The organism is Streptococcus halotolerans (assembly GCF_001598035.1).
Classification (GTDB): Bacteria; Bacillota; Bacilli; order Lactobacillales; family Streptococcaceae; genus Streptococcus; species Streptococcus halotolerans.
Genome location: NZ_CP014835.1, coordinates 660073 through 687046, shown reverse-complemented (window position 1 = coordinate 687046; position 26974 = coordinate 660073). Strand labels below are relative to the sequence as shown.

General features: G+C 38.8%; 19 protein-coding genes. 12 read left to right on the top strand and 7 right to left on the bottom strand.

The features are described from left to right. Nucleotides 1–16: 16 nt before the first annotated feature. Together A2G56_RS03095 and A2G56_RS03090 are read right to left on the bottom strand one after the other, a co-directional pair. Nucleotides 17–757 (bottom strand): amino acid ABC transporter ATP-binding protein, encoded by a 741-nt coding sequence (locus A2G56_RS03095; protein ID WP_062708879.1) that lies wholly within the window; start codon nucleotides 755–757, stop codon nucleotides 17–19. Continuing rightward, nucleotides 757–2937, bottom strand: a complete 2181-nt coding sequence (locus tag A2G56_RS03090; protein WP_062708876.1) for an ABC transporter substrate-binding protein/permease — start codon at nucleotides 2935–2937, stop codon at nucleotides 757–759. Before A2G56_RS03090 ends, A2G56_RS03095 begins: the two co-directional genes overlap by 1 nt. Nucleotides 2938–3223: 286 nt before the next feature. Between A2G56_RS03090 and uvrB the strand changes: the two genes are divergently transcribed. The 3 genes from uvrB (at nucleotide 3224) to A2G56_RS03075 (ending at nucleotide 7858) form a co-directional block, all read left to right on the top strand. Beyond that, nucleotides 3224–5215 carry an excinuclease ABC subunit UvrB gene (gene uvrB / locus A2G56_RS03085; protein ID WP_062708873.1) on the top strand — a complete coding sequence of 664 codons (1992 nt, stop codon included), beginning with the start codon at nucleotides 3224–3226 and terminating at the stop codon, nucleotides 5213–5215. A gap of 411 nt (nucleotides 5216–5626) precedes the next feature. Then, nucleotides 5627–6880: a dicarboxylate/amino acid:cation symporter gene (locus A2G56_RS03080; RefSeq protein WP_062708870.1), complete on the top strand. Its 1254-nt coding sequence runs from the start codon at nucleotides 5627–5629 to the stop codon at nucleotides 6878–6880. A gap of 39 nt (nucleotides 6881–6919) precedes the next feature. Then, nucleotides 6920–7858 (top strand): ATP-grasp domain-containing protein, encoded by a 939-nt coding sequence (locus A2G56_RS03075; RefSeq protein WP_062708867.1) that lies wholly within the window; start codon nucleotides 6920–6922, stop codon nucleotides 7856–7858. Nucleotides 7859–7935: 77 nt separating this feature from the next. Here A2G56_RS03075 and A2G56_RS03070 read toward each other — a convergent pair whose 3' ends face one another. The 3 genes from A2G56_RS03070 to A2G56_RS03060 all read right to left on the bottom strand — a co-directional run bounded on the left by A2G56_RS03070 (nucleotide 7936) and on the right by A2G56_RS03060 (nucleotide 11544). After that, nucleotides 7936–8772: a sugar ABC transporter permease gene (locus A2G56_RS03070; protein ID WP_062708864.1), complete on the bottom strand. Its 837-nt coding sequence runs from the start codon at nucleotides 8770–8772 to the stop codon at nucleotides 7936–7938. Continuing rightward, nucleotides 8772–10133 carry a carbohydrate ABC transporter permease gene (locus A2G56_RS03065; RefSeq protein WP_062708861.1) on the bottom strand — a complete coding sequence of 454 codons (1362 nt, stop codon included), beginning with the start codon at nucleotides 10131–10133 and terminating at the stop codon, nucleotides 8772–8774. The genes A2G56_RS03070 and A2G56_RS03065 overlap by 1 nt, the downstream gene beginning before the upstream one ends. Nucleotides 10134–10311: 178 nt before the next feature. Continuing rightward, the gene (locus A2G56_RS03060) at nucleotides 10312–11544 is read right to left on the bottom strand and encodes an extracellular solute-binding protein (RefSeq protein WP_062708859.1); all 1233 of its coding nucleotides are present in this window, start codon (nucleotides 11542–11544) and stop codon (nucleotides 10312–10314) included. A 977-nt stretch (nucleotides 11545–12521) separates the two neighbouring features. Between A2G56_RS03060 and A2G56_RS03050 the strand changes: the two genes are divergently transcribed. From A2G56_RS03050 to A2G56_RS03035, 4 genes are all read left to right on the top strand, one after another. Then, nucleotides 12522–13547 carry a LacI family DNA-binding transcriptional regulator gene (locus tag A2G56_RS03050; protein WP_062708853.1) on the top strand — a complete coding sequence of 342 codons (1026 nt, stop codon included), beginning with the start codon at nucleotides 12522–12524 and terminating at the stop codon, nucleotides 13545–13547. Between the two features lie 528 nt (nucleotides 13548–14075). Beyond that, nucleotides 14076–15584, top strand: coding sequence for a 4-alpha-glucanotransferase (gene malQ, locus A2G56_RS03045; protein ID WP_062708850.1), 1509 nt, complete (start codon nucleotides 14076–14078; stop codon nucleotides 15582–15584). A 24-nt stretch (nucleotides 15585–15608) separates the two neighbouring features. Beyond that, a complete protein-coding gene (gene glgP / locus A2G56_RS03040) occupies nucleotides 15609–17870 on the top strand; it encodes a glycogen/starch/alpha-glucan family phosphorylase (RefSeq protein WP_062708847.1) in 2262 nt (753 codons plus the stop codon). A 1091-nt stretch (nucleotides 17871–18961) separates the two neighbouring features. Continuing rightward, nucleotides 18962–19780 (top strand): transporter substrate-binding domain-containing protein, encoded by an 819-nt coding sequence (locus A2G56_RS03035; RefSeq protein WP_062708845.1) that lies wholly within the window; start codon nucleotides 18962–18964, stop codon nucleotides 19778–19780. Nucleotides 19781–19870: 90 nt separating this feature from the next. Here A2G56_RS03035 and mnmE read toward each other — a convergent pair whose 3' ends face one another. Both mnmE and A2G56_RS03025 read right to left on the bottom strand, forming a co-directional pair. Beyond that, on the bottom strand, nucleotides 19871–21238 hold the full coding sequence (mnmE, locus tag A2G56_RS03030; protein WP_062708842.1) for a tRNA uridine-5-carboxymethylaminomethyl(34) synthesis GTPase MnmE: 1368 nt from the start codon (nucleotides 21236–21238) through the stop codon (nucleotides 19871–19873). A gap of 193 nt (nucleotides 21239–21431) precedes the next feature. After that, entirely contained in the window at nucleotides 21432–22148 is a 717-nt protein-coding gene (locus tag A2G56_RS03025; RefSeq protein ID WP_062708839.1) for an XRE family transcriptional regulator, read from the bottom strand. Nucleotides 22149–22286: 138 nt separating this feature from the next. Here A2G56_RS03025 and rpiA point away from each other — a divergent pair, with 138 nt between their 5' ends. From rpiA to A2G56_RS03000, 5 genes are all read left to right on the top strand, one after another. After that, nucleotides 22287–22958, top strand: a complete 672-nt coding sequence (gene rpiA / locus A2G56_RS03020; RefSeq protein WP_062708836.1) for a ribose-5-phosphate isomerase RpiA — start codon at nucleotides 22287–22289, stop codon at nucleotides 22956–22958. Between the two features lie 92 nt (nucleotides 22959–23050). Continuing rightward, nucleotides 23051–24262 carry a phosphopentomutase gene (locus A2G56_RS03015; protein ID WP_062708834.1) on the top strand — a complete coding sequence of 404 codons (1212 nt, stop codon included), beginning with the start codon at nucleotides 23051–23053 and terminating at the stop codon, nucleotides 24260–24262. A gap of 10 nt (nucleotides 24263–24272) precedes the next feature. Beyond that, on the top strand, nucleotides 24273–24683 hold the full coding sequence (arsC, locus tag A2G56_RS03010) for an arsenate reductase (glutaredoxin) (RefSeq protein ID WP_062708831.1): 411 nt from the start codon (nucleotides 24273–24275) through the stop codon (nucleotides 24681–24683). Between the two features lie 12 nt (nucleotides 24684–24695). Further along, the gene (locus tag A2G56_RS03005) at nucleotides 24696–25505 is read left to right on the top strand and encodes a purine-nucleoside phosphorylase (RefSeq protein WP_062708827.1); all 810 of its coding nucleotides are present in this window, start codon (nucleotides 24696–24698) and stop codon (nucleotides 25503–25505) included. 249 nt (nucleotides 25506–25754) lie between these two features. Beyond that, nucleotides 25755–26897, top strand: coding sequence for a chloride channel protein (locus tag A2G56_RS03000; protein ID WP_062708823.1), 1143 nt, complete (start codon nucleotides 25755–25757; stop codon nucleotides 26895–26897). Nucleotides 26898–26974 lie beyond the last annotated feature (77 nt).

The window sequence follows — 26974 nt, the reverse complement described above, 5'->3', positions numbered from 1 at the left end:
CTTGAAAGCTTTTTTCTTAATGACTGAGAACCTTATCAAGGAAGTCTTTAAGTCGTGGGTGTTGTGGGTTATCAAAGATTTGTTCTGGTGTACCATCCTCGATAAATTGACCACCATCGGTAAAGATAACACGATTGGCAACTTGACGGGCAAATCCCATCTCATGGGTCACAATTAACATGGTCATGCCTTGCTCTGCTAGATCTTTCATAACGTTAAGAACATCCCCAACCATTTCAGGGTCAAGGGCAGAAGTGGGTTCATCAAAGAGCATGATATCAGGATTCATTGCTAATGAACGAGCAATGGCTACACGTTGTTTCTGCCCGCCAGACAAACTATCTGGAAGAGCATCCCGTTTTTCAGCCAGCCCAACTTTTTCAAGGAGGTCCATTCCTTGTTTTTCAGCCTCAGCTTTTCCTAATTTACCAAGTTCAATTGGTCCAAACATGATATTTTCAAGAACAGTCATGTGGGGGAATAAGTTGAAGTGTTGGAACACCATGCCGATGTTTTCACGAGCTTTATCAATATTTGTTTTGGGGTCGGAAAGCTCAAAGCCATCAACGACAACATTACCACTTGTAATGGTTTCTAATAGATTAAGAGTGCGAAGGAAGGTTGATTTTCCTGATCCAGAAGGACCGATGATACAAACCACATCACCTTCGTAAAATTTAGCATTAATTCCTTTTAAAACTTCGTTATCGCCATAGGATTTGTGTAAATCTTGGACATCGATTTTTAATTCTGCCATTATTTAAGCCTCTTTTCTAAACGTTTTGCCAACTTAGTCAATAGAGTAATGATGACTAGATAAATGATTGCAAGGATTGCATACATCCGGAAAGATTGGTAGTTACGAGCAATGATAATCTTACCTGTTTGGAAAAGTTCCACTAAACCAATAGCTGATACGATGGTGGTATCCTTCAAAGAAATAACAAATTGGTTGATGAAGTTTGGAAGCATTAGTTTAACAGCTTGGGGTAGAATAACCTTACGCATAGTTGTTTTGTAAGAGACACCGAGACTTCGGCTAGCTTCCATCTGTCCAATAGGAACAGCTTCAATACCACCACGTACAATTTCAGCAATATAAGCACCACCATTTAAAGAAAGGGCAATCGTTGCGGCAACAAAGTCATTGATAGGTGATTGTTGGCCTGTAATGCTTTCGATAAGATTAGGGATTCCCCAGAAAATGAAGGCAGCTACAATCATAAGTGGGATACCACGCACCACGTCAACGAAAACAGTTGAAATGACACGTAGTGTTTTATTTGGAGCGACAGCCATCATGCCAAAGATAATTCCGATAACCATAGCAATGGCAAATGAAATCAGCGTTAGGCTAACGGTCGTTCCAAGGCCAGAAAGAAGTTGTTTGTAATTGTTTTTGATGAGACCAAGAATCGTTGTTTCATCAATAGTTTTTTCCTCTTTATTGTTAGAGGTTGTTGAAGTAGCAAGGTATTTTTTAACAAGTTTGTCGTAAGTGCCATCTTCTTTAAGAGCAGCCATACCATTATTAAACATTTCAATGAGTTCTGTGTCAGTTCCCTTTTTAACGGCAAATCCAACCTGACCAGAAGGCTCTCCTTTGATAGGCGTTTCGAACTGACGACCTTGTTGAATGGCATATGCTAAGACTGGTTCATCATCCATAAGCGCATCGATAGAACCTGAGTTCAAGCTGTCATACATGGTGGACGCTTCGTCAAATGCTTTTAGTTTGTAGCCGTATTTCTCTTTTTTATTAGCGAGGAAATCGTAAGAAGACGTTCCGTTCTTGGCACCGACTGTTTTCCCTTTTAAATCTTTATAGGAAGAAATATCAGTTCCTTTTTTGATGGCAAGAATGATATTAGTCGTGTAGTAAGGATCTGAGAAATCAAACGTTCCTTTACGCTCTTCGGTAATAGTCATACCAGCGATAGCACCATCAGCTTGGCTAGATTGCACGGCGTTAAGAGCAGCATCGAAGCCAACATTGTTAATTTTGATTTTAAAGCCTTGCTGCTTAGCGATGGCTTTGATTAAGTCCATGTCAAAACCAGTGTATTTACCAGCGTCATCTTGGTATTCAAATGGTGCAAAAGAAGTATCCGATGCGATCACATATTGTTCTTTTTGGGGCTCTGCCTTAGCGTTCGCATCACCAGTGGAACTTAGCTTAGCAATGGTTGCAGCTTTACCGAGCCATTTAGTCATGATGTCATCATAGGTACCATCTTTTTTCATTTCAGCAAACGCTTCATTGAAATCCTTGACAAGGTACTCATACTGACTTCCTTTTTTGACGCCAAAAGCAAAACTACCGACTTTCTCGCCATCCATTTTGATAGCGTAATCCTTGCCTTGTTTAATAGCAAATTGAACAACAGGTTCATCATCCATAGCGGCATCAACAGAACCAGAATCAAGACTGTTATTCATAAGATCACTAGTGTCAAATGTTTTAACTTTAAAGTGATATTTTTTATGGATTTTATCTAAGAAAGTTTGGGAAGCAGTACCATTTTTGACACCAACTGTTTTGCCTTTTAATTGGCTATATTTTGAAATAGTTTTCCCTTTTTTAGTATATAGGACAACAGCAGTATCATAGTAAGTGTCAGAGAATGTAAAGACTTTTTTACGAGGTTCAGTAACTGTTGTACCAGCCATCAAGGCATCTGCTTGGCCAGCTTGTACAGCATTTACTGCGGCATCAAAGCCAGGAAAAGTCATATTAACATCCCAATTCTTACGTTTGGCGACCTCGTTGATAATATCAACATCAATCCCTTTGTAAATTTGGTCGGAATCTTTGAATTCAAATGGTGCATAAGCGGTGTCAGAGACAACGTCAATCGTATCAGCGGCGACACGAGCACCGAACACAAAGAAAACAGAAACAAGCGTTAATAGAAATGCTTTAAATTTCGTCTTCATGTTCATCTCCTTATATAAAAAAATTATAGCTCATTATAGCAAAATATTAACAAGATAGCAAGATTTGAAGGGTGTTGTGTGATAAAACCTAACATGACAAGATTAAGTTTTCGTAAAACTTATTAAAATGATAATAACATCGGACGAAACTGGCTTGATATTGAACAGTCGTCATCCATTAAAAAGACAAGCAAAACTAGCAGTATCAGCATGGTTGGGGAAAGAATTGCTTGAGTTCACAATCTTTTTCTCTTCTTAAAAGGAAGGGCTATGATAAAATAGAAGCATGATAGATAGACAAGAAAATAATGTATTTAAATTAGTATCAAAATATCAACCCTCAGGAGATCAACCGCAAGCCATTGAGCAGCTAGTTGATAATATCGAAGGTGGCGAAAAATCTCAAATTTTACTTGGTGCCACAGGTACCGGCAAGACTTATACCATGAGTCAAGTCATTAGCAAGGTGAACAAGCCAACCTTGGTTATTGCTCATAATAAAACCTTGGCGGGTCAGCTCTATGGTGAGTTTAAAGAGTTTTTCCCGGACAATGCGGTGGAATATTTTGTTTCCTATTATGATTATTACCAGCCCGAGGCCTATGTCCCCTCATCTGATACTTATATTGAGAAGGATTCTTCGGTTAATGATGAGATTGATAAATTAAGGCATTCAGCGACATCAGCGCTTCTGGAGCGAAATGATGTGATTGTTGTTGCTTCCGTATCTTGTATCTATGGTTTAGGATCACCCAAAGAATATGCTGATTCAGCCGTTTCTCTGCGCCCAGGTCAAGAAATCTCCCGTGATCAATTGCTAAATCAATTGGTAGATATTCAGTTTGAACGTAATGATATTGACTTCCAACGTGGACGTTTTCGTGTTCGCGGGGATGTTGTGGAAATTTTCCCAGCTTCTCGTGATGAGCATGCCTTTCGTGTCGAATTTTTCGGTGATGAAATTGACCGCATTCGTGAAATCGAAAGTTTGACAGGTAAAAACCTAGGAGAGGTAGAGCATTTGGTGCTCTTTCCTGCCACTCACTTTGTGACAAATGATGAGCACATGGAGCAATCCATTGCCAAAATTCAAGCCGAGTTAGAGGAGCAACTAAAGGTCTTTGAATCAGAAGGCAAACTCCTAGAAGCCCAACGCCTCAAACAACGAACGGAATATGACATTGAGATGTTACGCGAGATGGGCTATACCAACGGTGTCGAAAACTATTCACGCCATATGGATGGGCGGAGTGAAGGCGAGCCACCTTATACACTTCTGGATTTCTTCCCTGAGGATTTCATGATTATGATTGATGAGAGCCACATGACCATGGGGCAAATCAAGGGCATGTATAATGGTGACCGTTCTCGCAAACAGATGTTGGTTGATTATGGATTTCGTTTACCATCAGCCTTGGATAACCGTCCGCTTCGTCGCGAAGAATTTGAAAGCCATGTTCATCAGATCGTTTATGTATCTGCGACACCTGGCGACTATGAGAACGAACAAACTGATACTGTCATTGAACAAATCATCCGTCCAACAGGCCTTCTAGATCCAGAAGTAGAAGTTCGCCCAACCATGGGACAAATGGACGACTTGCTAGAAGAAATTACGATACGATCTGAAAAAGGTGAGCGTACCTTTATTACCACGCTGACTAAGAAAATGGCGGAGGATTTGACAGATTATCTGAAAGAAATGGGTGTCAAGGTTAAATACATGCATTCAGATATTAAAACGCTTGAACGAACTGAAATCATCCGTGATCTTCGCTTGGGTATTTTTGATGTTCTTATCGGGATTAACTTGCTCCGTGAGGGGATCGATGTTCCAGAAGTTAGTCTGGTAGCGATTTTAGATGCTGACAAAGAAGGATTTCTTCGAAATGAACGTGGTCTTATCCAGACTATTGGACGTGCTGCTCGTAACTCAGAAGGACATGTCATCATGTATGCAGACAAGATAACTGAATCAATGCAACGGGCCATGGATGAAACTGCTCGTCGTCGTGAGATCCAGATTCGCTACAATGAAGAGCATGGCATTGTGCCACAAACCATCAAGAAAGATATTCGTGATTTAATTGCTATTTCCAAGGCTTCTGATAGCGATGTAGCAGAGGAAGCGGTTGATTACACAGCAATGACTAAATCCGAGCGTCAAGAAGCCATTAAGAAACTGCAAAAACAAATGCAAGAAGCAGCAGAATTGCTTGATTTCGAATTAGCGGCCCAAATCCGCGATATGGTCTTGGAATTAAAAGCTATGGATTAGGAATAAAGAGGATAAAAACAACTGCAGAATAGCTTAGGGGACTGATTTGTCTATTGTCCTTACTAGTAGGTAAAACATGTCGTTCACATGCTACAAGTAGCGAAATCCTTTGTTTTTTCCTTGTGTCACTGCCCAAATTTAGTTTCGTTACAGTCGACTCTTGTATTTCAATTGCTTTACTGTTTAGAGGATTTGTCTCCAGTCTGAAAGAACTCAATGAGTTCTTTTTTTATAGATTATTTTCCTTGCTATGAAATGGTCAAATGATAAAGGTGATAGCCAATCAATATCATAGGATTATGGATATTAAAAACGATAATGTGTGCCTATCAATCCTTTAAAAATCGCTATTAGCTGGATTTCTCCGTTTATGTTAGAATAACGTTCATCAATCATAGTTAGGAGTCGTTTATGGTAACAATTAAAAGTATTACGTCGCGGTTATCTCTTGGCGTGCAATTGTTGATAGCATCGGTACTTGGTGCTCTAGTGGGTTGCTTGCAACCTTCTTGGGCAGATGGATACCAATTTTTGGGGCAAGCCTTTCTGAATCTCATCAATATGGTGATTATTCCCCTCGTCGTTCCTCTAGTAGTGGTTGCTGTAGCCGGTGTCATTGGAAAAGAGTCGTTTGGGAAATTATTGACTCGATCGTTAGTGTATTTTTTCCTTGTCACGACCTTGATTACGACTATTTTTGTCTTTGCTGCCTATAATCTAGGATTTGGCAATGATACCAATATCGGACAGGCAGGTTCAAGCTTAGAAGGGTTAACATCTTCTATCGAATGGGACACTTTTTTCTTAGGTTTCATTCCTTCTAACATCATTAAAGTCTTATCGGAAGGTGCTTTGCTGCCCAGTATTGTTTTTGCTATATTCTTAGGTTATGGAATTGGAAAGTTAGAAACGGAGAAAAGCCAGTTTTTAATCGATGCTTTAAATACTTGGATTGAGGCCATTTATCATATTGTCGGTGCTGTTATCAAGCTATCGCCGATTGGGATTTTTGGTTTCATCGCTCATGATGTTGCCACAACTGGCTTGGAGAAGTTGTTTGGGTTAGGTCAATTTGTGTTTGGGACATACGCTGCTTATGCTGTATTATTTTTGATTATTTTCCCGTTTATTGCCTTAGTTTTTAGGGTTTCATATACTAGTATGATTAAGGAAATTTGGGAGCTTTTAACGCTTGCCTTCATATCAGGCAGTTCCAGTATTGTGTTACCACCTTTGTTACAAAAGTTAAAAGACAGAGGACATAATGAAGCTGTCACAGATTTTGTCGTTCCGCTTGGTTACTCTTTCAACCTTGAAGGAGCAGCGGCTTACTCTGCGATGGCCACTGTTTTTATTGCCAATGCCTATGGCATCGAGTGGAGCTTCGGACAATTAGTCTTTACGGTTCTTGTCTTAACCCTTATTGGTAAAACGGTGGCAACGGTTCCATCAGGAGCTATCGTTGTTCTTTTAGCAGCCGCTCCACAACTGGGTTTACCAGAAGAAGGTGTTGGACTTATTTTTGCAGTTGATTTCTTTGTTAATGCAGGCAGAACAGCTCTGAATGTTGTAGGTCAAGCCTTAGCTGTTTCTGTTATAGAAAAAAATGAAAGAGCAATTGTGGCTGTTCCAGAAATAGAATCAAACTATGTGCTACCGTCGTAATCTTAATAACCTGTTAGCTTAAAAACGAAGGAGAAAAGTATGTCAGAAAAAGTTTATGTGATTCATGAAAATTTAGAGTGGACTAACCATCTGGTCAAATGGCTTGAAGAAAAAGAAGTCCCTTATGAATTGTGGGATTTATCCAGCGGAATTTTGAATTTGCAAAATGAGCCTCCTAAAGGAATCTTTTACAATCGTATGTCAGCTTCATCTCATACCAGAGGTCATCGCTATGCTCCAGAATATACAGAACAGGTTTTAACCTGGTTGGAAGCGCATGGCCGCACTGTCATTAATGGTGCGGATGCGATTAACTTAGAAATCAGCAAGATTAAGCAATACCTTAAATTAAATCAAGCAGGTATTGCAACACCTAAGACGGTAGCCGTTTTAGGGAAAGAACACATTCTTGAGGGAGCACGGCAACTAAACAGTTACCCATTGATCACCAAGCATAATCGTGCCGGAAAAGGCTTGGGGGTGCAATTATTCAACAACGAAGCTGAATTGGAAGGATACTTAAACAGTTCAGCGTTCGAACCGTCAGTAGATGGCATTACCCTACTTCAAGAATATATCAAACCCAACGATGGCCATATTAGACGATCAGAATTTATCAATCAGAAATTCCTATATACTGTGTCGATTGATTCATCGGATGGCTTCCAATTATGCCCAGCCGATGAATGCCAAATTGATCAAAGACCCCAACAACTGGAAAGTTCAGAAAAATTTGAGATTACCCAACCACTCCCAGATCAACAACGTGAGACCTATGAGCGTTTTTTGAGATTAGCTGGCATTGATGTTGCAGCTGTTGAATGGGTTCAATCAGAATTTGGTCAGATTTACGTTTATGATGTGAATACCAATACGAACTACAATCCAACAGCAGAAGAAAAAGCTAACATTTTTGCTCACGAGCACTTAGCTCAATTCCTCAAAGAAAGCTTAGAAAAAGAAAAATCGACTAAGTAAGGTCCTACATTATGAATATGTTGACGATTAAAAAGCATGTCAGCTCAAATCTGACATGCTTTTTTGATATAGTCGTGTTATTTAACGGACCCACCTGTAATACCTTCAACATAGTATTTTTGCATGAACATAAAGAGGAGGGTGATTGGTACAGCAATGAGAACAGATCCTGCTGTAAATGACATGAACCACTTGTTAATGGTGTCGGGTTGTAACATGGAGAAGAGTCCAATAGCCACAGTGTACTTGCTGGTAGCGTCACCAAGAATAACCTGAGCAAAGATGAAGTCCATCCATGGCCCGATGAAAGCCATCAAAGCTGTATAAACGATGATAGGTTTTGAAAGTGGCAAGGTAATCTTAAAGAAAATATCTTTACGAGTAGCCCCATCAATCATAGCGGATTCATCCAAAGAGTATGGAATAGTATCAAAGAATCCTTTGGCAATATAAAAGCCAAGTGCTGCCCCAGATGAATAAACCAAGACTAAGGCTATCAACGATTGTGTTAAATTAAGTGCTTTTAAAATATAGTAAACGGCAATCATGCTCATGAATCCTGGGAACATGTTAAGGACAAGTGCCAATTTTAAGAAGCCATTGCGGAACTTAAACTTAATACGACTGAGAGAGTAAGCCATGGCTACTGTGATAAACGTTGAAATGATGCAGGTTGCCAAAGCCACAAAGAGCGTATTCAGAAACCATTGTCCAAATGGAAAGGAATCATTCGTAAAGAGTTTGATGTAATTTTCTAAAGTCCAAGTTTTTGGAATAAAGTAATTAACATAAGCTGTTCCTTCGCCGCGCAAGCTTGTGAGGATTACCCAAGCGATAGGAAAGAGCCAGATAATAGAAAGGACGATAAGCAGAGTATAGACAAACCCTAATTGCATACGACGTTTTGATTTCATTATTTAACAGCTCCTTCCTTGTAAGATGCGGTGCGCGTGTAGGCTAATAGACTAAATGCAGCTGAGAGAACAAAGATCAAGATACCGATAACCGAAGCCAAGTTGTAGTCCGCAGCTGTAACTGTTAATTTATAGAGCCAGGTTACCAAGAGATCGGTTGAGCCTGCTTGATAGAATTTTGAGTTAACGGGACCACCAGCAGTGAGAAGGTAAATAACGTTAAAGTTATTGATATTACCAATGAATTGTTGGATCAAGGTCGGTGTCATGATTAAGAGAATTTGTGGGAAAGTGATGGATTTAAAGACTTGGAATTTGCTAGCGCCATCGATTTCTGCAGCTTCGATTTGCTCCTGCGGTAAGTTCATGATGATCCCCGTTGCAACCAGCATGGTAACAGGAATACCAACCCACATGTTAACAAAGATGATTGAAAACTTAGCCCAAAGAGGATCTGATAGGAAGGGTAGACCATTACTAATCAAACCAATTTTTTGAAGCAAGACATTCAAAGGTCCCTCATCATTCAATAGGTTTTTCATGATAAGTAGTGAAATGAATTGTGGCACGGCCATAGTGATAACAAAGATGGTACGCCACATTTTTTTGAATTTGAGGCCTTTAGTATTAATTAAAAGAGCAAGGAGAATACCAAAGAAGAAGTTCGTTACCGTAGCAAAGACTGCCCAGATTAAGGTCCAAGATAGGACAGGGAAGAAGGTGCCAGCCATACGACCGCTTAGGATATTACCAAAGTTTGTAAAACCGACCCAATCAAAGAGTGATTTTGGCGGTAAGTGGTTATGGTCATAGTTGGTGAAAGCCAATGAGATCATGTAAATCAATGGCAAAATGGTAAATAGAAGAACACCAATCATAGGAATGGCCATTAAGGTCATGTGGAACCGACCGTTGGACAGTGTCTCAATATCTTCTTTAAATGTTGGAATCTTTGCCTTATCACGTTTGATAACATACAAGTTTCGGGCGCTTTTTAGGTTACACCAGTAAATATAGGCGAAGACCAAACAAAAAATGATAGAAGCTAAGCCAAAGATCAACATGAGCATGGAATTGTCACCTTCGACAGCAACAGCGATTTCGATACCATTGATTGTCTTTGTCGTCATGCCTTGTTCTTTAGTACCGAGTGTTATTAAATTTCCAAATGCTGGAATAACCTGAGTTACAAAGGAAATAAGAAACACAATTTCAGTTGCTAAGAACAAAAGACCCTTGATAATTTGTTTATTGGCCAAATTGGCGAAACCCATAATTAGGGCTGATAACTTAATATCCCATCCGCCTTTGGAAAGGGCTTCAGGAACACTGACGTCTTCATAAAAGAGTGACTTAGTCATAGGTTTATCTCCTTTAAAAATGATTGAATTTCTACTGGCTAAATCAGCTAAATGAAAGATTTAGTCAATTTAGCGAATAGAAAATCTTAAAAAAATAAAAGGTGGAGTGTTCTCACAACACGTATGTTGGAATCAACCTCCACCTCCTATGTTGACTATAAATACAATTTAATAAGGATTATTTGGCATCAGCTAAGTCTTTATCAAGTTGTTTTAATTTTTTAAGGTAATCAGTTTCTTTGATTTTACCATTATAAGTGTCAGAGAGGATAGCAGCACTTTCAGTCCAGAAGGCTGTCATTTGGCTAAGTTTAGGCATTACGACAGTGTACTTATCTGAAGAACCCATTGTGATAACGGTTTTAGCCAATTCATTATTTTGAACGTCGTCTGATTCTTGGACTTCTTTATTTGAAGGCACGATAGAACGTTTTTCGAATTGATTTTCTTGGCTATCTTCGTTAGTTAGGTAAGAAGCCAATTGGTAACTAGCTGCGATGCGTTTGGCATCACCGTCAGCTGGTGCTTGGTTAACAGCGTAGAGTTTAACACCCAAGAAAGCTTTTTGTTGGACATCTTTATCACCGATTTTTACGGTTGGATAAGCAGCAACGCCAAGTTTATCTTCTCCAACAGATTCTTTAGCTGTATCATAATCCCATGGGCCTGATTCAAAGGCTGCAATTGAGCCATCGCCGAATTTAGACATGGTATTATTGGCATCTGCGTTAACAAATCCTTTATTGTCTTTTTGGCTAGCAATCCATTTTAGAACGTTAACGCCTGCTTCGTTACCCCAGTTTGTTCCTTTGACATCTTCACCATTTTTACCAAAGAGTGTGTCACCAACTGACATGAATAGTGGTGCGATGTGGTAGGCATTAACTTCTTTCAAGTTAGCTCCAAAAGTAGCATTTTCTGTAATGCTTTCGTATGATTTTACTTGGTCTTCAGAAAGTTTTTCTTTATTGTAGTAGAGTACTTGAGACTCGATACCAAATGGGAAAGCATAGGTTTTGCCTTTGTATTGAGCACCCGCAAGAGCTTGTTCTGTTGACTCTGATTTAACTTCTTTAGCGTATTTTTTGGGTAGAGCTTGGATAGCACCAGATTCTACTAATTGACCAAGTTGGTCGTGAGGAAGTGAAAAGACATCAGCAGCAGCGCTAGGATCTTTTTTGATTTTTTCTTGTGCTTTTGGATCTTCAGATTCAACGACTTTTACTTTGTAACCTGAATCTTTTTCAAACTCTTTAACAATGTCTTTGTAAGATTTTTTAGATCCAGTTGGAACCCAGAGTTTGATGGTACCTTTTGAAGCAGCACTTACTTCAGTTGTGCTAGCAATAGCAGCTCCACCAACAAGTGAGAGAGTTGCTCCAAATAATGCGACTTTTTGCCATGATTTCATAGCGCTTTCCTCCTAAGAAAATTCTTTATGTCTTTATTATGCAATCGCTTGCAAGAATTGTCAAGTGTTATTTAACAAAAAATAAAAAATTTTTTAAATCCCCTTTAATTAAGCTTTTCTTAGTGTTAAAAATCTACTCATTTGAACAATCGCTTGCGCTTCACGATAACTAAGCCTGATTAACTAGAAAATAAAAAGTTGGATATAGCTTTAACCATTCTTATTATTAGAAAGTCCTTCGTAAGGTTTGCCAGATTTCAAAGCGTGACCATGATAGTATTCAAAGTAGCAATGATCAGTCCTCTTAAATTTGAATAAGACGATTTGTTTGTTGTTGCTGTGACGGAGGATACAATGGGTACTACCTGATCTTACTGTCTTAAGGTAAGCTTAACTGATAAGAAATGGATGATTAAGTTGGCTGAACAGCAGACCTTTTATTGCTCTTATCTAATGATACTGTGTCCAAGGATATAAGTGCTCCTTGTACGTCGTGACCTCATTGATGAAACAAAGATTTGTTTTTGTCTTTTTCGAATACAGGGCCCCAGTTCAGCCTTTATTATGGCAATGGGATAGGGTTCAGTGGTAGTTCAGATATCGTCATTTATCATTGAATACCATGGAAAAAGGGATAAGATTTAGCGTTGTATTCTTTGGTCAAATACAACTTGCTTCTCAGAATTACGATAGTAAACATGCGAGTCGCAAAAAGTTAATACATGATAGGGAGAAGTTGCTGGAGATTTTGTTTGAAGTTAGGATAAACTACCAAATTGAAGTTTTAAAGAATGGTTTTTAGTTAATAAAAAAGCAACCGTTTGCCAGAAACAAGAAGCTTATTATATCAGCTTTTAAGCCTGATATTTTTTGAGAAAATAGTTTCAGTATTGCAAAAAATGGCAAAAGTTATTGAAAACGCTTGTGAAGTGTTGTAAACTAGAACAATCAAAAGATTAGATAAAGGAGTTTAGGCCATGGCTACCATAAAGGATGTCGCAAAAAGAGCTGGTGTAAACCCATCAACCGTTAGCCGAGTACTTAAAGATAATCACTCTATTTCGCAAAAAACAAAAGATAAGGTTAGAAAAGCCATGGATGAGCTGGGCTATGTGCCTAATGTTGCTGCACAAATGCTAGCCAGTGGTTTGACGCATAACATTGGACTGGTTTTTCCGCCATTAGCAACGCCAGACCGTTTAAGTGAGCCTTTTTTTATGCGTATCTTATCAACCATTACCCATGAAGCCAAGTTGAAGGATTTTACTATTTCGATTGCGACTGGAACTTCCTTGGATGACTTAGTAGAGCAAGTCACCTTGATGCACCAACAAAAAAGGGTCGATGGGTTTATTATTCTCTATTCAGATCAAAACGATCCGATTAGAAACTACTTGTTGGAAAATAAACTTCCCTTTGTGATTGTTGGAGCCCCTGAGGGAAATGAAAGGCAGATTACCTATATCAATAATGATAATCAGCTCATGGGAAAACATGCTGTTGAATATCTCTTGAATAAAGGGCATGAGACTATTTATTTCGTAACAGATGATTTAAAATCTGAGGTTGCTTCAGAGCGTTTTATGGGATATGTCAAAGGAATGATGCGACAAGATTTAACCTATCACCCTATGTTTTTATTTGACCCATCGGATGCTAAAAAAGTGGATGTCTTAATGACTGCTATTCAAACTGGAAAACCCACAGCTTTAGTTGTTATTTCGGATCGTGTTACGATACGGTTAATGCAGCTACTGTCCTATTATGGGTTGAAAGTTCCAGATGACATTTCTATCATTACGTTCAATAATTCTATTTTTTCAAAGCTAATCCACCCTTATTTAACGACTTTTGATATCCATGTGGATCATCTGGGAGAAAGTAGTTTCAAGCGCCTATTAACTATTATTCAATCAAAACAAGAAGAAAAAAGTGAACAGATTATTGTGCCTTTTACCCTAAAAGAAAGAGAATCCGTTAGAAATTTAAAGAAAGAGCAGTAACGGTCAAAAGATTTTGTCTGTTAACCGATAAATTCTTGATGTTAAGGCTTCAGGTTGAAGCAAGTCAGAAGATAGACAAGCCCTCTCGAACATGAAAACATCGAGAAATCAACCTTTATATTATTAAACAATGAAACTTTTAGAAGTATTGATGCAACAGTATTTCTAAGAGTTTTTTGTGTTCAAATGTAAAGAAAAAAGCTGGAGAAAATTGTCCGAAATGAACATTATTTTCAATTTGAAGCATTCATTTTAAACATTTTTCTTCAATTTTTTAATGTTATTGTGAACAGGAATCACTCAAAAAGGGACTAGATCAACAGTTCTAGAGAGTTTTAATAGCTGTCATCGGGTATGATATACCTCGTTTTTGACTGTCTAGAGGAATTAGCTATCTTTTAAGGCCTTGATTTCACATTTTTTCATTTTTCGAAAAGAGAAAGCCAAAAAGTTCAAAAAATGATTGACTTGCGCAAGCGCTTGCGTTATAATTTTTATATCAAAACAAAATAAGAAGGGGAAAGTGAAATGACCCAACGTGAAAGTGGTATCCTTATGCATATTTCTTCTTTGCCTGGTCAATTTGGTATTGGCTCATTCGGTAAAGAAGCTTATGATTTCGTGGATTTTCTTGTCGAAACAAAACAAACATACTGGCAAATCCTTCCATTAACAACGACTAGTTACGGAGATTCGCCCTATCAATCTTTTTCTGCCATTGCAGGAAACACGCACTTTATTGACTTTGCGTTTTTAGCCGAATCAGGTTACTTAGCATTAGATGATTTCCAAGGGATTTCTTTTAGTCATAATCCAGAAGAAGTTGATTATGCACTCATCTATGAAAGTCGTCGTCCAGTTCTTGAAAAGGCTGTTGAAGGATTTTTAGCTAGTCATGAAGGAAAATCGTTACTAGAGACTTTTGAATCAGAAAACAACTGGGTGTCTGATTTTGCAGAATTTATGGCCGTTAAAGAATACTTTGGTGGTAAAGCACTTCAAGAATGGGATGATAAGTCTATTGTTCAGCGCGACGAGCTAGCATTAGCCTCTTACCGTGAAAAACTAGCAGATGCTATCCTTTACCATAAAGTGACGCAATATTTCTTCTACTCACAATGGTTAGATTTAAAAGCATATGCTAATAACAATGGTATTCAAATCATTGGTGATATGCCTATCTATGTGTCAGCTGATAGTGTTGAAGCTTGGACTATGCCTGAACTCTTCAAATTGGATGAAGACCGTAATCCAATTACCATCGCAGGTGTTCCTGCAGATGAATTTAGTGATACGGGACAACTCTGGGGAAACCCTATTTACAATTGGGAATTGCATGAAGAAACTGGCTATGCTTGGTGGATTTACCGCATCAAAGAAAGTTTCAAACTTTATGATAAACTGCGTATCGACCATTTCAAAGGATTTTCAGACTTCTGGGAAATCCCTGGTGGAGACGATACAGCCATCAATGGTCACTGGTCAGAAGGACCAGGCTACAAGTTATTTGAGGCAGTCAAAAATGAACTTGGGGAATTACCAATCATTGCTGAGAACTTAGGTTACATCGATGAAAAGGCTGAAAAACTCTTAGCAGACACAGCCTTTCCTGGTATGAAAATCATGGAATTTGGTTTTTATGATGTAGAGGGACAAAGTATCGATATCCCTCATAACTACACGCCTGACACAGTAGCTTACACTGGCACCCATGATAATGAAGTGGTCAACGGCTGGTATGATAATCTTACTACTGAACAACAAGATTTTCTTAATGCCTACATCCATCGTGGTCAAGATGAAGCTATTTCAAAAGCAATGCTTCGTAGCCTGTATGCAAGTGTTAGCCATATCGCCATAGCTACTATGCAGGATTTGCTTGACAAAGACGCTAATTCTCGGATGAATACACCAAACACACTTGGTGGTAACTGGCAGTGGCGTATGCTGGCAGAAGATTTAACTCAAGATAAAAAAGATTTCTTGACTGATATTACTGAGCTCTACGCTCGTGAGAATAAATCATTACAAAGATAGAGGAGACGGGAGATTAAACAGAAAATGACTAAAGCATTTACAGCTTATCTAAATGACAAAGGGCAAGCATTAGCCTCATTAAGCAATGAAGCCATCTATAAAGAGTTACTTCACTATGTTAAAGAACTAGCAGTTGAGATGCCTAAAAATACTGCAAAACGTAAAGTATACTATATTTCAGCTGAGTTTTTAATTGGTAAGTTATTGTCTAATAACTTGATTAATCTTGGGGTTTATCAAGAGGTTAAAGATGCACTAGCTACAGCAGGCAAAAATCTAAGTGAAATTGAAGATATTGAACCAGAACCATCATTAGGAAATGGCGGTCTAGGTCGTTTAGCTTCATGCTTTATCGATTCTATGTCAACCCTTGGCATCAACGGAGAAGGTGTCGGCTTAAACTATCATTTTGGTCTTTTTAAACAAGTCTTTAAAGATAATCAACAAGGCGCTGAGCCAAATGATTGGATTCAAGATGATTCATGGTTGGTCCCAACAGACGTTCATTATGATGTGCCTTTCAAAGATTTCACCTTACGTTCTCGTCTGGATCGTTTAGATATTCTTGGTTATCACCGTGATAGTAAAAATTATCTCAACTTGTTTGATATTGATGGTCTTAACTATGATTTGATTGAGGATGGTATTACTTTTGATAAGACGAAAATCAAAGAAAACCTGACCCTCTTTCTTTACCCAGATGATTCTGATAAAGCAGGAGAATTGCTCCGCATTTATCAACAATATTTCATGGTGTCAAATGCTGCACAATTATTGATCGATGAGGCTATTGAGCGCGGATCAAATATCCACGATTTAGCAGATTATGCCTATGTTCAAATCAATGATACCCATCCATCTATGGTCATTCCAGAGCTGATTCGTCTTCTGACTGAAAAACATGGCTTGGATTTTGAAGAAGCTGTAGCAATTGTTAAACAGATGGTTGGCTATACTAACCACACCATTTTGGCAGAAGCTCTTGAGAAGTGGCCATTAGACTATCTTAATGAAGTCGTGCCTCACTTGGTAACTATCATTGAAAAATTAGATGCGATGATTGCTCAAGAAGTTCCAAATGTAGGATTGCATATCATTGATGAGGCAGGACGTGTGCACATGGCGCACATGGATATTCATTTTGCAACCAGCGTCAACGGTGTAGCAGCGCTTCACACAGAAATCTTGAAAAATAGTGAGTTGAAAGGTTTCTATGAGTTATACCCAGAGAAATTCAACAACAAAACGAATGGTATTACTTTCCGTCGCTGGTTAGAATTTGCTAACCAAGACTTGGCTGCTTATTTGAAAGAATTGATTGGTGATGAGTATCTAACGGATGCCACAAAGCTTGAAAAGTTGTTAGCTTTTGCTGATGATGAGTCTGTCCATGCTCAATTGGATGCCATTAAACATCACAATAAGTTAAACCTAAAACGTTATTTGAAGGATAATAAAGGGATCGACTTAGATGAGAATTCAATCATTGATACTCAGATCAAGCGTTTCCACGAATACAAGCGTCAGCAAATGAATGCTCTTTATGTCATTCACAAATACTTGGAAATCAAACGTGGTAATCTTCCTGAACGCAAACTAACTGTTATTTTTGGTGGAAAAGCTGCACCAGCTTACATTATTGCGCAAGATGTTATTCATCTCATTCTTAGCTTGTCAGAATTGATTAACAACGATCCAGACGTTAACCAATATCTCAATGTTCACCTAGTTGAAAACTACAATGTTACGGTTGCAGAACACCTCATTCCCGCAACTGATATTTCTGAGCAAATTTCACTTGCCTCTAAAGAAGCTTCAGGAACTGGTAATATGAAATTTATGCTTAACGGCGCGTTGACATTGGGAACTATGGATGGTGCTAACGTTGAGATTGCTGACTTGGCTGGTATGGATAATATTTATACTTTTGGGAAAGATTCTGATACAATTATCAATCTTTACGAAAGCCAAGGCTATGTTTCACGTGATTACTACCAAGGTAACGATAAGATTAAAGAAGCTGTTGACTTTATCGTTTCTGAAGAATTGCTGGCAGTTGGTAATCATGAACGTTTGAATCGCCTCTATCATGAATTGCTCAATAAAGACTGGTTTATGACCTTGATCGATTTGGCTGAATACATTGATGTCAAAGAAAGAATGTTAGCTGATTACGAAGATCGCAAAGCTTGGAACAGCAAAGTTGTTAAAAATATTGCTAAAGCTGGCTTCTTCTCATCAGATCGTACGATTGCACAATATAATGATGATATTTGGCATAGCTAACATATCATTTATTAATAAATGAGTTGGGAGACCAACTAATAGGTTGAAGAAAAAGTCCATTTTGGGTAGTTTTCTTCAGCCTTTTTAATTGCATTCAAAATACAAAAACGCTAGACAATCAACAATTTTAAGTTCCTGCGTTGAGGGAAGGCGATTACTCATGATAAACAAGCTAATCCTCTTTGAAAATCACAAGCAGACGTTGTTGATTTGATGACCTTCAGTTCCATCTGCATCGGTGTCGCCTAGTCCTCTTTTGATTTGCACTGAGTATCAATAGCATAACATCAAATAAAGCAGTACAACTAAGTGTAGTTATAGCTAGGGTAGCCATATTACTTGCGTAAAGGAATCTAGAAAGGCATTGTCTTACTTTGAGGGAAGTGAGTTCTTTTCTTTCTCTATTTTATTATAGTAAGCGCCTAGTACGACATTGCGTTGCGAAGGTTTCAGAGTAATCCCCAAACTTGGTAAGTCTGGAAGTCTTGTCCATTACAGTGTTCTTGGACGATTTCTGATCATGGCAAACAAGCTTATAGCCCCCTCTTGTTGATGATGATTTTGTCATTCGGATATGTTACACGATAAGCGGTATATGTCTCATCTTGTAACTATTTTTGGGGATTATAACGATTACTAACCTTTATGCCAAAAGTATTTGGACACTAGGTTACTCTAAACGTTTATCCTTAGCTGTCATTGGCATAGGTTGGGTAGAAGTAGCAGCTATTTTGAGATGTCCAGTAGGCGTTTTTAAGGAATGCTTAGTAGCCGATGGGCTTGAATAAAAAGAATTTCTTCTGATAGATCATTAAAACAGTTTCAGAAGAGTAGGTGATTAGCAGAGGGTATGCTTTCCATAAAGGATCAAGTACATTCCTTGAAAGTTTTTGTAAGCTATTGTTGCAAGAAAATCGCTTTGATTTGGGAAATGATACGATATTAGGAAGCTGCGTAGATAAACAAGTGCTGCATACCGCTCCAAAAAATATCCAAGTTTTTATATGAAATTGAATAAAAATACAATTAATCCTTGACTTACGGCCGATGTGATGTATAATATTGTTATTATAAAAATTGGAGGGGCAATAATGAAATTGAAAAAGTTTGTTTTAGGAGCAGTTTTCCTAGTTTCTGCTGTAACACTAGCAGCCTGTGGTTCATCTGAATCAGCTGATTTACAGAAAGAAATCAAAAAAGATGGTAAGTTAGTGGTTGCGGTTAGTCCAGACTATCCACCATTTGAATTTAAAGCTCTTGTCAATGGTAAAGATAAGGTCGTTGGTGCCGATATTGACTTGGCTCAAGCTATTGCTGATGAGTTGGGAGTTAAATTAGAAGTTTCAACGATGAGTTTTGATAATGTTCTGGCTAGTTTGAAGACTGGTAAAGCAGATATTGCTATTTCAGGACTTTCAGTAACTGAAGAGCGTAAGAATGCTTATACTTTCTCTGATGCCTATTATGAAACAGAGAATGCTATTTTGATACGTAAAGAGGATGAAGGTAAATACACCAGCTTGGGTCAATTATCTGGTAAAAAAGTTGCTGTTCAAAAAGGGAGTATCGAAGAAAATCTTTCTAAAGAGCAATTGAAAGATTCTCAAGTCGTTCCACTAACAGCCATGGGAGAAGCTATCAACGAATTGAAATCAGGTGTTGTAGATGCGGTTGACTTAGAAAAACCTGTTGCAGAAGGCTATATCGCTCAAAACAAAGATATTGCTTTAGCAACGATAGCCTTGAAAGTTGGGGAGGGTGACGCCAAAGCAGTTGCGATGCCAAAGGGTAAAGAAAGTAAAGAACTCCAAAAAACGGTTAATAACATTATTGCCAAAATGGAAAAAGAAGGAACTTACAAACAGTACATTTCTGACGCAGCAAAATTAACAGGAAAAGCTGTCGAATAATGAAAAGAATCCCCTTGTTGAGTGAACAACAAGAGGATTTTTGTATCTAAAGTCAAAGTTAGCCATAAGTGCAGATAAGACATGAAATCTTTATTTACCAAGACAAAACTGACTGAAAAGCTGTGTGATCAGTTCATCTGGAGCAGCATCTCCTGTAATTTCTCCCAGAATCTCCCAGGTTCTCGTCATATCAACTTGTAGTAAGTCGACAGGCATACCTAGTTCGAGCCCTTCGTTGACAGCTTTTAAACTGTCAACAGCTTTCTCGATTAAGGAAATATGGCGTGCATTGGAAAGATAAGTAGCATCTTTTTCAACTAACCCTGCATTTTCAAAGAAAAGTTGGTTGATACGTTCTTCAATCTGGTCAATATTTTCATTTTTCAATACAGAAATGGCGATGACATCATCTGGTAGCTGTGTACGCTCAATCTTTTCTTCCAAGTCAGTTTTATTCAAGAGTATAATCCGATTACTGTCTTTACTAATAGCAAGAAGTGTTTGGTCTTGTTCGGTCAATGGCTCAGATGCGTTTAGCACGAGAAGTACTAAATCAGCTTCGTTGAGTGCTTTTTTGGAACGCTCAACACCAATACGTTCAACAATATCATCGGTATCACGAATACCTGCAGTATCGATGAGTTTTAATGGGACACCTTTGATGTTGACATATTCTTCAATGACATCGCGAGTCGTTCCTTCAATATCAGTGACGATAGCTTTTTCTTCACGTAAAAGGTTATTGAGTAGACTGGATTTCCCAACATTTGGGCGACCAATAATAGCAGTGGACAAGCCTTCACGTAAAATTTTTCCACGTTTGGCAGTTTGTAGCAGATGCTCTAAGAGTGTTTGGAATTCTTGCGTTTTTTCACGCATGAGGGCAGTAGTCATTTCTTCGACATCATCGTATTCTGGATAGTCGATATTAACTTCAACCTGCGCTAAAGTGTTTAAAATTTCTTGGCGTGTGTTATCAATCAGCGTTTTCAAGGAACCATCCAACTGTTGGACGGCAACAGCCATAGCCTTATCCGTTTTGGCACGAATCAAATCCATCACAGCTTCAGCTTGGGTCAAGTCAACTCGTCCATTAAGGAATGCTCGCTTTGTGAATTCGCCGGGTTCAGCCATACGTGCCCCGGAGCGGATCAAGAGTTGAAGAATTTCATTGGTGACAGCAACGCCACCGTGTGTGTTGATTTCGACGACATCTTCACGAGTAAAGGTCTTAGGCTCTCTCATAACACCAACCATAACTTCATCAATAATATCGTTATTTTCAATAATATGACCGTAATTAAGGGTGTGACTGGCAACCTCCTTGAGATTTTTTCCTTTAAAAACCTTTTGAGCAATGTCTATAGCCTGACTTCCTGATAGGCGTACGATACCAATAGCCCCTTCACCAAGTGGTGTTGAAATAGCCGCAATAGTATCAAACTCTTTTGTAATCATAAATATCCTTTCATAGCGCCGTTTTTATGCGTTTTGCCTCTGTTCTACCCCAAATATTTTTTTGATTGTATCAAAATCAGGCTTTTCTTTTTCTTGGAGTAAGTGAGAATATGTCTGTATTATGACTGTCATATCTCTATGTCCAATGAGATGTGAGATGGTTAACAACTTGATGCCTTTATGTAACAAATCTTTAAATGGCAATGGTTGTGTCACGACCAACAACTTGATAAATTTTGATATGGGTATCTTCATCTGGTGGAAATGGAAGAAGAATATCATCATAATCTGGATTAATGGATACCAGTCGAAGTTGTTCCTTTTCTAAATAAAGTTGCTTTAAATAGGTGCGATCGTTAACGGCAATCGCACAGACTTCTCCATTGTACGATGTAAATCCACGGTCAACTAAGTAAACGACGTCACCGTTACGATAGGTCGGATACATAGAATCCCCGTTAACAATAGAGGCTAGGTCATAGCGCGGTGGTTGCGAAGGCACATGGACAGTCTCAAAATCATAGTCGTTAAACGCATAACCCAGTCCAGCAGCAAGTTGGGTAACAGTTTTTACGGGATAAACCGGTTGGTCTAAGACTTGTTTTTCAGCTTCCTGCTGTGCCAATTGATGGTTGAGAAAATCTAAAACTTGTTCCTGACGATTACGATCTAGTTTTTGGAAAACCATTTGATAATCATCTTCTGAAATGCCTAAGAGTATCTCTGGTGATAAATCCAGCGCTTTAGCGAACTGTGGTATGCGATTTAAGGGAAACTCTCTAGTTTTATTGAGATAACAAGAGACAGCAGATTTTGCCATACCTACCTGCCTAGCGAGTTGGCTTAAGGATAAATTTAATTCCGACTTTCTCTGATTGATGATAGCGATAATCTCATTATTAGTGTTCATGATATCTCCTCAATTAGTGCTCGCTTATTATAGCATCGTTCTCAAAAAAGAACAAGTCCAAAATATCAACAATAATTCTTTAACAAGGATTCGCTTTCATGTTATAATGAGGTGTAACTATTCTATAAGGAGTTTTTCATGGAAGCATTAAAAAAACAAGCTGGTCTTAAAGCTGCGGAATATGTCTCTGATGGGATGATCGTCGGACTTGGGACTGGATCAACGGCCTATTATTTTGTTGAAGAATTAGGGCGTCGTGTCAATGAAGAAGGACTTTCAATTATTGGAGTAACCACATCAAGTCAGACTTCTAAGCAGGCAGAAAGTTTGGGTATTCCATTGAAAGCTGTTGATGATATTGATGTCATCGATGTTACCGTTGATGGTTCAGATGAAGTTGACCCACACTTCAATGGCATCAAAGGTGGCGGTGGAGCTCTTCTTATGGAAAAAATTGTCGCAACGCCAACAAAAGAATACATTTGGGTTGTTGACGAGTCTAAGATGGTTGAACAACTTGGCGCCTTTAAATTGCCGGTTGAGGTCGTTCAATATGGAGCTGACCGGCTCTTGCGTTACTTTGAAAAAGAAGGTTATAAACCTTCTTACCGGCTAAAAGATGGGCGTCGTTTTGTGACAGATATGCAAAATTACATTATTGACTTAGATTTGGGTAAAATTGAGGATCCTGTTGCATTTGGGCAGCAATTGAAGGCTATGGTTGGCGTTGTTGAGCATGGTCTCTTTACAGGGATGGTCAATAAAGTTATTGTTGCTGGTCAAGATGGTGTTCGAGTCTTAGAAGCTTAATAGTGTTTTGGTTATATTAAAATCATTATTTTATAACAATCAGTTATACAGGTATTTGGGTGCTAACCGTAACCACCCTAGATTGGAGAATTATGTCTACTTTTGATCGTATTCACTTAGTGGTACTTGACTCTGTTGGTATTGGTGCCGCTCCAGATGCTAATAACTTTGTCAATGCAGGAGTTCCTGATGGTGCTTCTGATACCCTCGGCCATATCTCAAAAACAGTAGGTCTCAGCCTGCCAAATATGGCTAAAATGGGTCTCGGAAATATCCCTCGCGAAACACCGCTTAAAACTGTACCTGCTGAAAGTCAGCCAACTGGTTATGTGACTAAATTAGAAGAAGTGTCTCTCGGAAAAGATACAATGACTGGTCACTGGGAAATTATGGGTCTTAATATTACCGAGCCTTTTGACACATTCTGGGACGGATTTCCTGAGGACATTTTGACAAAAATTGAAGCGTTTTCTGGACGTAAAGTGATTCGTGAAGCCAACAAGCCATATTCTGGAACAGCTGTTATTGATGATTTTGGCCCACGTCAAATGGAAACTGGAGAACTCATCATTTACACATCTGCTGACCCAGTGCTTCAAATCGCTGCTCACGAAGACATCATTCCACTTGAAGAACTCTATCGTATTTGTGAGTATGCGCGTTCGATTACACTTGAGCGCCCAGCCCTTCTAGGACGCATTATTGCCCGTCCGTATGTCGGTGAGCCAGGGAACTTTACTCGCACTTCAAATCGTCGTGATTTGGCTGTTTCACCTTTTGAAGATACGGTTTTGAACAAATTGGCTGACGCTGGTATTCCAACATATGGTGTCGGAAAAATTAATGACATCTTTAATGGTTCAGGTATTACCCATGACCAAGGTCATAACAAGTCAAATAATCATGGTGTTGATACGCTACTTAAAACCCTTCAAGACCCAGAATTTACTAAAGGTTTTTCATTTACCAATTTAGTAGATTTCGATGCGCTTTACGGTCACCGCCGTGATGCGCATGGTTACCGTGATTGTCTGGAAGAATTCGATGCTCGTTTACCAGAGCTGACAGCATTGTTAGGCGATAAAGACTTACTTCTCATTACAGCTGACCATGGTAATGATCCTACCTACGCTGGAACAGACCATACTCGTGAATATATTCCTCTTTTGGCTTATAGCCCATCCTTTACAGGTAGCGGTGTGATTCCACAAGGACATTTTGCTGATATTTCAGCAACCGTTGCTGACAATTTTGGTGTTGACACAGCCATGATAGGGGAAAGTTTCTTAGCTGAATTGAAATAAGGTGAGTTAGATGGAAGAAGTCATTATTTACCACAATCCAAATTGTGGTACCTCTCGGAACGTACTAGCCATGCTTAAACATGCCGGTATCGAGCCAAAAGTTATTGAGTATCTAAAAACCCCACCTAGTCGTGACCAGCTAGTCGACTTATTAGACCAAATGCAGATAAGTCCAAGGGAATTACTTAGAACAAATGTACCTGAATATGAGAAGCATCACTTATCAGATGAATCGTTATCAGATGAGAAGATACTTGATGCTATGATGGCAGACGCCATTTTAATCAATAGACCCATTGTCGTAACAAGTAAGGGAGCGAAGCTATGTCGTCCATCAGAGACGTTATTAGAAATCCTCCCAGTTTCGTTACCAAGCCCATACACTAAAGAGGATGGCGAAATCGTCTATCCCATATCTTAAAAAGGAGATCACATGACATTGTTAGAAAAAATTAGAGTTACCCAGTCTTTTCTAGAAAGTAAAGGAATTGAGTCACCAGAATTCGGTTTAATTTTGGGTTCTGGCCTAGGGGAATTAGCTGAAGAAATCGAAAATGCAATCGTAGTTGATTATGCTGATATTCCAAATTGGGGGCAATCAACTGTTGTCGGTCATGCCGGCAAATTAGTCTTTGGTGACTTAGCAGGTCGTAAAGTATTAGCACTTCAAGGTCGTTTCCATTTTTATGAAGGTAATCCTATGGAAACAGTCACTTTCCCTGTTCGTGTGATGAAAGCACTAGGTTGTGATGGACTTCTGGTGACTAATGCAGCCGGAGGGGTTAGTTATGGTCCAGGAACCCTAATGGCCATCAATGACCATATTAACATGACAGGAACTAATCCACTCATTGGTGAAAATCTTGAAGAGTTTGGACCACGTTTCCCAGATATGTCAGATGCCTACACTAAGGCCTATCGAGAAGTAGCTCACCTTGTAGCTAAAAAACAAGGGATTAACTTAGAAGAAGGCGTTTATTTGGGTGTAGCGGGACCTACTTATGAAACACCCGCAGAAATTCGCGCTTATAAAACATTAGGAGCAGATGCTGTTGGTATGTCAACTGTTCCAGAAGTTATTGTGGCAGCTCATTCAGGCATGAAGGTCTTGGGGATTTCAGCTATTACTAACTTTGCAGCTGGCTTCCAATCAGAACTTAACCACGAAGAAGTAGTGGAAGTGACAACCCATATTAAAGAAGACTTTAAAGGGTTAGTAAAAGCGATTTTAACAGAATTGTAGAAAATAGTATAGCCATACAATGATTGATCAATCCATTAGTATAACGATACTAATGGATTCGATTGTTGATTTTGACGACTTTTTAAAAACAGACATCAACGAAAAACTGACATTGATTCAAAGGAGTTTATTTTATCGATACTAATCGTGTTTACTAGTATAAAAACAACATTCTCCTCAGCGATGAGCGTTCTGAGGACGAGGAAAAGATTCTATTTTGCGCTAATATTACTAGGTGTTACAGTCGGATTGTTAGGAATAGTTCTACATGCTATCCTTGAAGCTACTATAGAAGTTGCCAGTCTTTTTGGTAACGAATCGATGACTATCGGACATGCTTTTTTGTTAATCCTGTCTGGTTTTGCAGCTGGCTTTTCTTGGTATTTCCTTCAAAGACCACCAAATGTGTTATATCGTATTCACGATCTGGTTTTTAATAAAAAGCTTGATCAACTAAATTATCAACGACAGATTTGGCATGTCTTAATCCAAATTATCACTGTCGGTTTGGGTTCTCCTATTGGAAAAGAAGCAGCACCACGTGAATTAGGTGCCTTAATGGCTCAGCCACTAGGAAAGAAGTTAGGCTTAACACAAACTGATAGGACATTTCTTGCAGCAGCAGGGGTTGGAGCAGGTTTATCGGCCATTTACCAGGTTCCCTTAGGATCAGTCTTCTTTGTATTTGAAACCCTTAGATTAGATTACTCCATCAACCGTTTTATAGAAGTTTCACTGGTCACCTATTTATCAGCTTGGACGGCTAGTCTGGTCATTTCAACAGACCCCTTGTTTCCAGTGAATCATGTGGAAGCGTCTTGGCAAAGTTTATTAGGTATTATCATCATCACATTTGTCTTAATACCCTTTGCTAAACTATTTAAGCGTTTGATTATAAGGGTTGAAAGTCAGAAAATAAAGTCTGTAAGTATGATGATCCTCCTCCCTTTGTTATTCTCTGTGCTTGCTCTAGTAGCCTTTTATTACCCTCAAATAATGGGGAATGGATCTGAAATGGTTATCACATTTCTCAAGTTGCCAGATCGTTATACAGTGGTAGCTTTGCTTTTACTTAAAACGATTTTCGTTTTAACAACGTTAAAGGCTGGTGCTTTCGGTGGAACGTTGACGCCATCCTTTGCTTTAGGAATGGGCTTAGCCTACTTGCTGGTGGCGCCATTCAGTTTTGAAAGTGGTTTTTTACTAACACTGATGACAACGGGCTCTCTAGTATTTTTAACAACTTGCTTAGAGGCCCCTTTGGCAGCTTTCTTCTTAGTTGTTGGTTTTACGGGTATTAGTTACCAAGTTTACCCGCATTTGTTTGTTAGTTTATTATTAGTGCAATTCTGGTCACATCAATGTGACAAAGGCCTAAAAAGAAAGAGATGATGAAAGAAAGCCATAGCCACAAGTGGCTTAGTTTTAGGGAGTATTGTTCAACCTGTTGGTGTGTTTAACCTATGGTT

Coding starts and splice junctions, on each gene's coding strand:
- A2G56_RS03060 (WP_062708859.1), bottom strand. CDS start 11,544: ATGAAATCATGGCAAAAAGTCGCATTATTTGGAGCAACTCTCTCACTT.
- glgP (WP_062708847.1), top strand. CDS start 15,609: ATGACTAAAGCATTTACAGCTTATCTAAATGACAAAGGGCAAGCATTA.
- A2G56_RS03080 (WP_062708870.1), top strand. CDS start 5,627: ATGGTAACAATTAAAAGTATTACGTCGCGGTTATCTCTTGGCGTGCAA.
- A2G56_RS03050 (WP_062708853.1), top strand. CDS start 12,522: ATGGCTACCATAAAGGATGTCGCAAAAAGAGCTGGTGTAAACCCATCA.
- mnmE (WP_062708842.1), bottom strand. CDS start 21,238: ATGATTACAAAAGAGTTTGATACTATTGCGGCTATTTCAACACCACTT.
- A2G56_RS03015 (WP_062708834.1), top strand. CDS start 23,051: ATGTCTACTTTTGATCGTATTCACTTAGTGGTACTTGACTCTGTTGGT.
- A2G56_RS03090 (WP_062708876.1), bottom strand. CDS start 2,937: ATGAAGACGAAATTTAAAGCATTTCTATTAACGCTTGTTTCTGTTTTC.
- A2G56_RS03005 (WP_062708827.1), top strand. CDS start 24,696: ATGACATTGTTAGAAAAAATTAGAGTTACCCAGTCTTTTCTAGAAAGT.
- arsC (WP_062708831.1), top strand. CDS start 24,273: ATGGAAGAAGTCATTATTTACCACAATCCAAATTGTGGTACCTCTCGG.
- rpiA (WP_062708836.1), top strand. CDS start 22,287: ATGGAAGCATTAAAAAAACAAGCTGGTCTTAAAGCTGCGGAATATGTC.
- A2G56_RS03025 (WP_062708839.1), bottom strand. CDS start 22,148: ATGAACACTAATAATGAGATTATCGCTATCATCAATCAGAGAAAGTCG.
- A2G56_RS03070 (WP_062708864.1), bottom strand. CDS start 8,772: ATGAAATCAAAACGTCGTATGCAATTAGGGTTTGTCTATACTCTGCTT.
- malQ (WP_062708850.1), top strand. CDS start 14,076: ATGACCCAACGTGAAAGTGGTATCCTTATGCATATTTCTTCTTTGCCT.
- uvrB (WP_062708873.1), top strand. CDS start 3,224: ATGATAGATAGACAAGAAAATAATGTATTTAAATTAGTATCAAAATAT.
- A2G56_RS03075 (WP_062708867.1), top strand. CDS start 6,920: ATGTCAGAAAAAGTTTATGTGATTCATGAAAATTTAGAGTGGACTAAC.
- A2G56_RS03065 (WP_062708861.1), bottom strand. CDS start 10,133: ATGACTAAGTCACTCTTTTATGAAGACGTCAGTGTTCCTGAAGCCCTT.
- A2G56_RS03035 (WP_062708845.1), top strand. CDS start 18,962: ATGAAATTGAAAAAGTTTGTTTTAGGAGCAGTTTTCCTAGTTTCTGCT.
- A2G56_RS03095 (WP_062708879.1), bottom strand. CDS start 757: ATGGCAGAATTAAAAATCGATGTCCAAGATTTACACAAATCCTATGGC.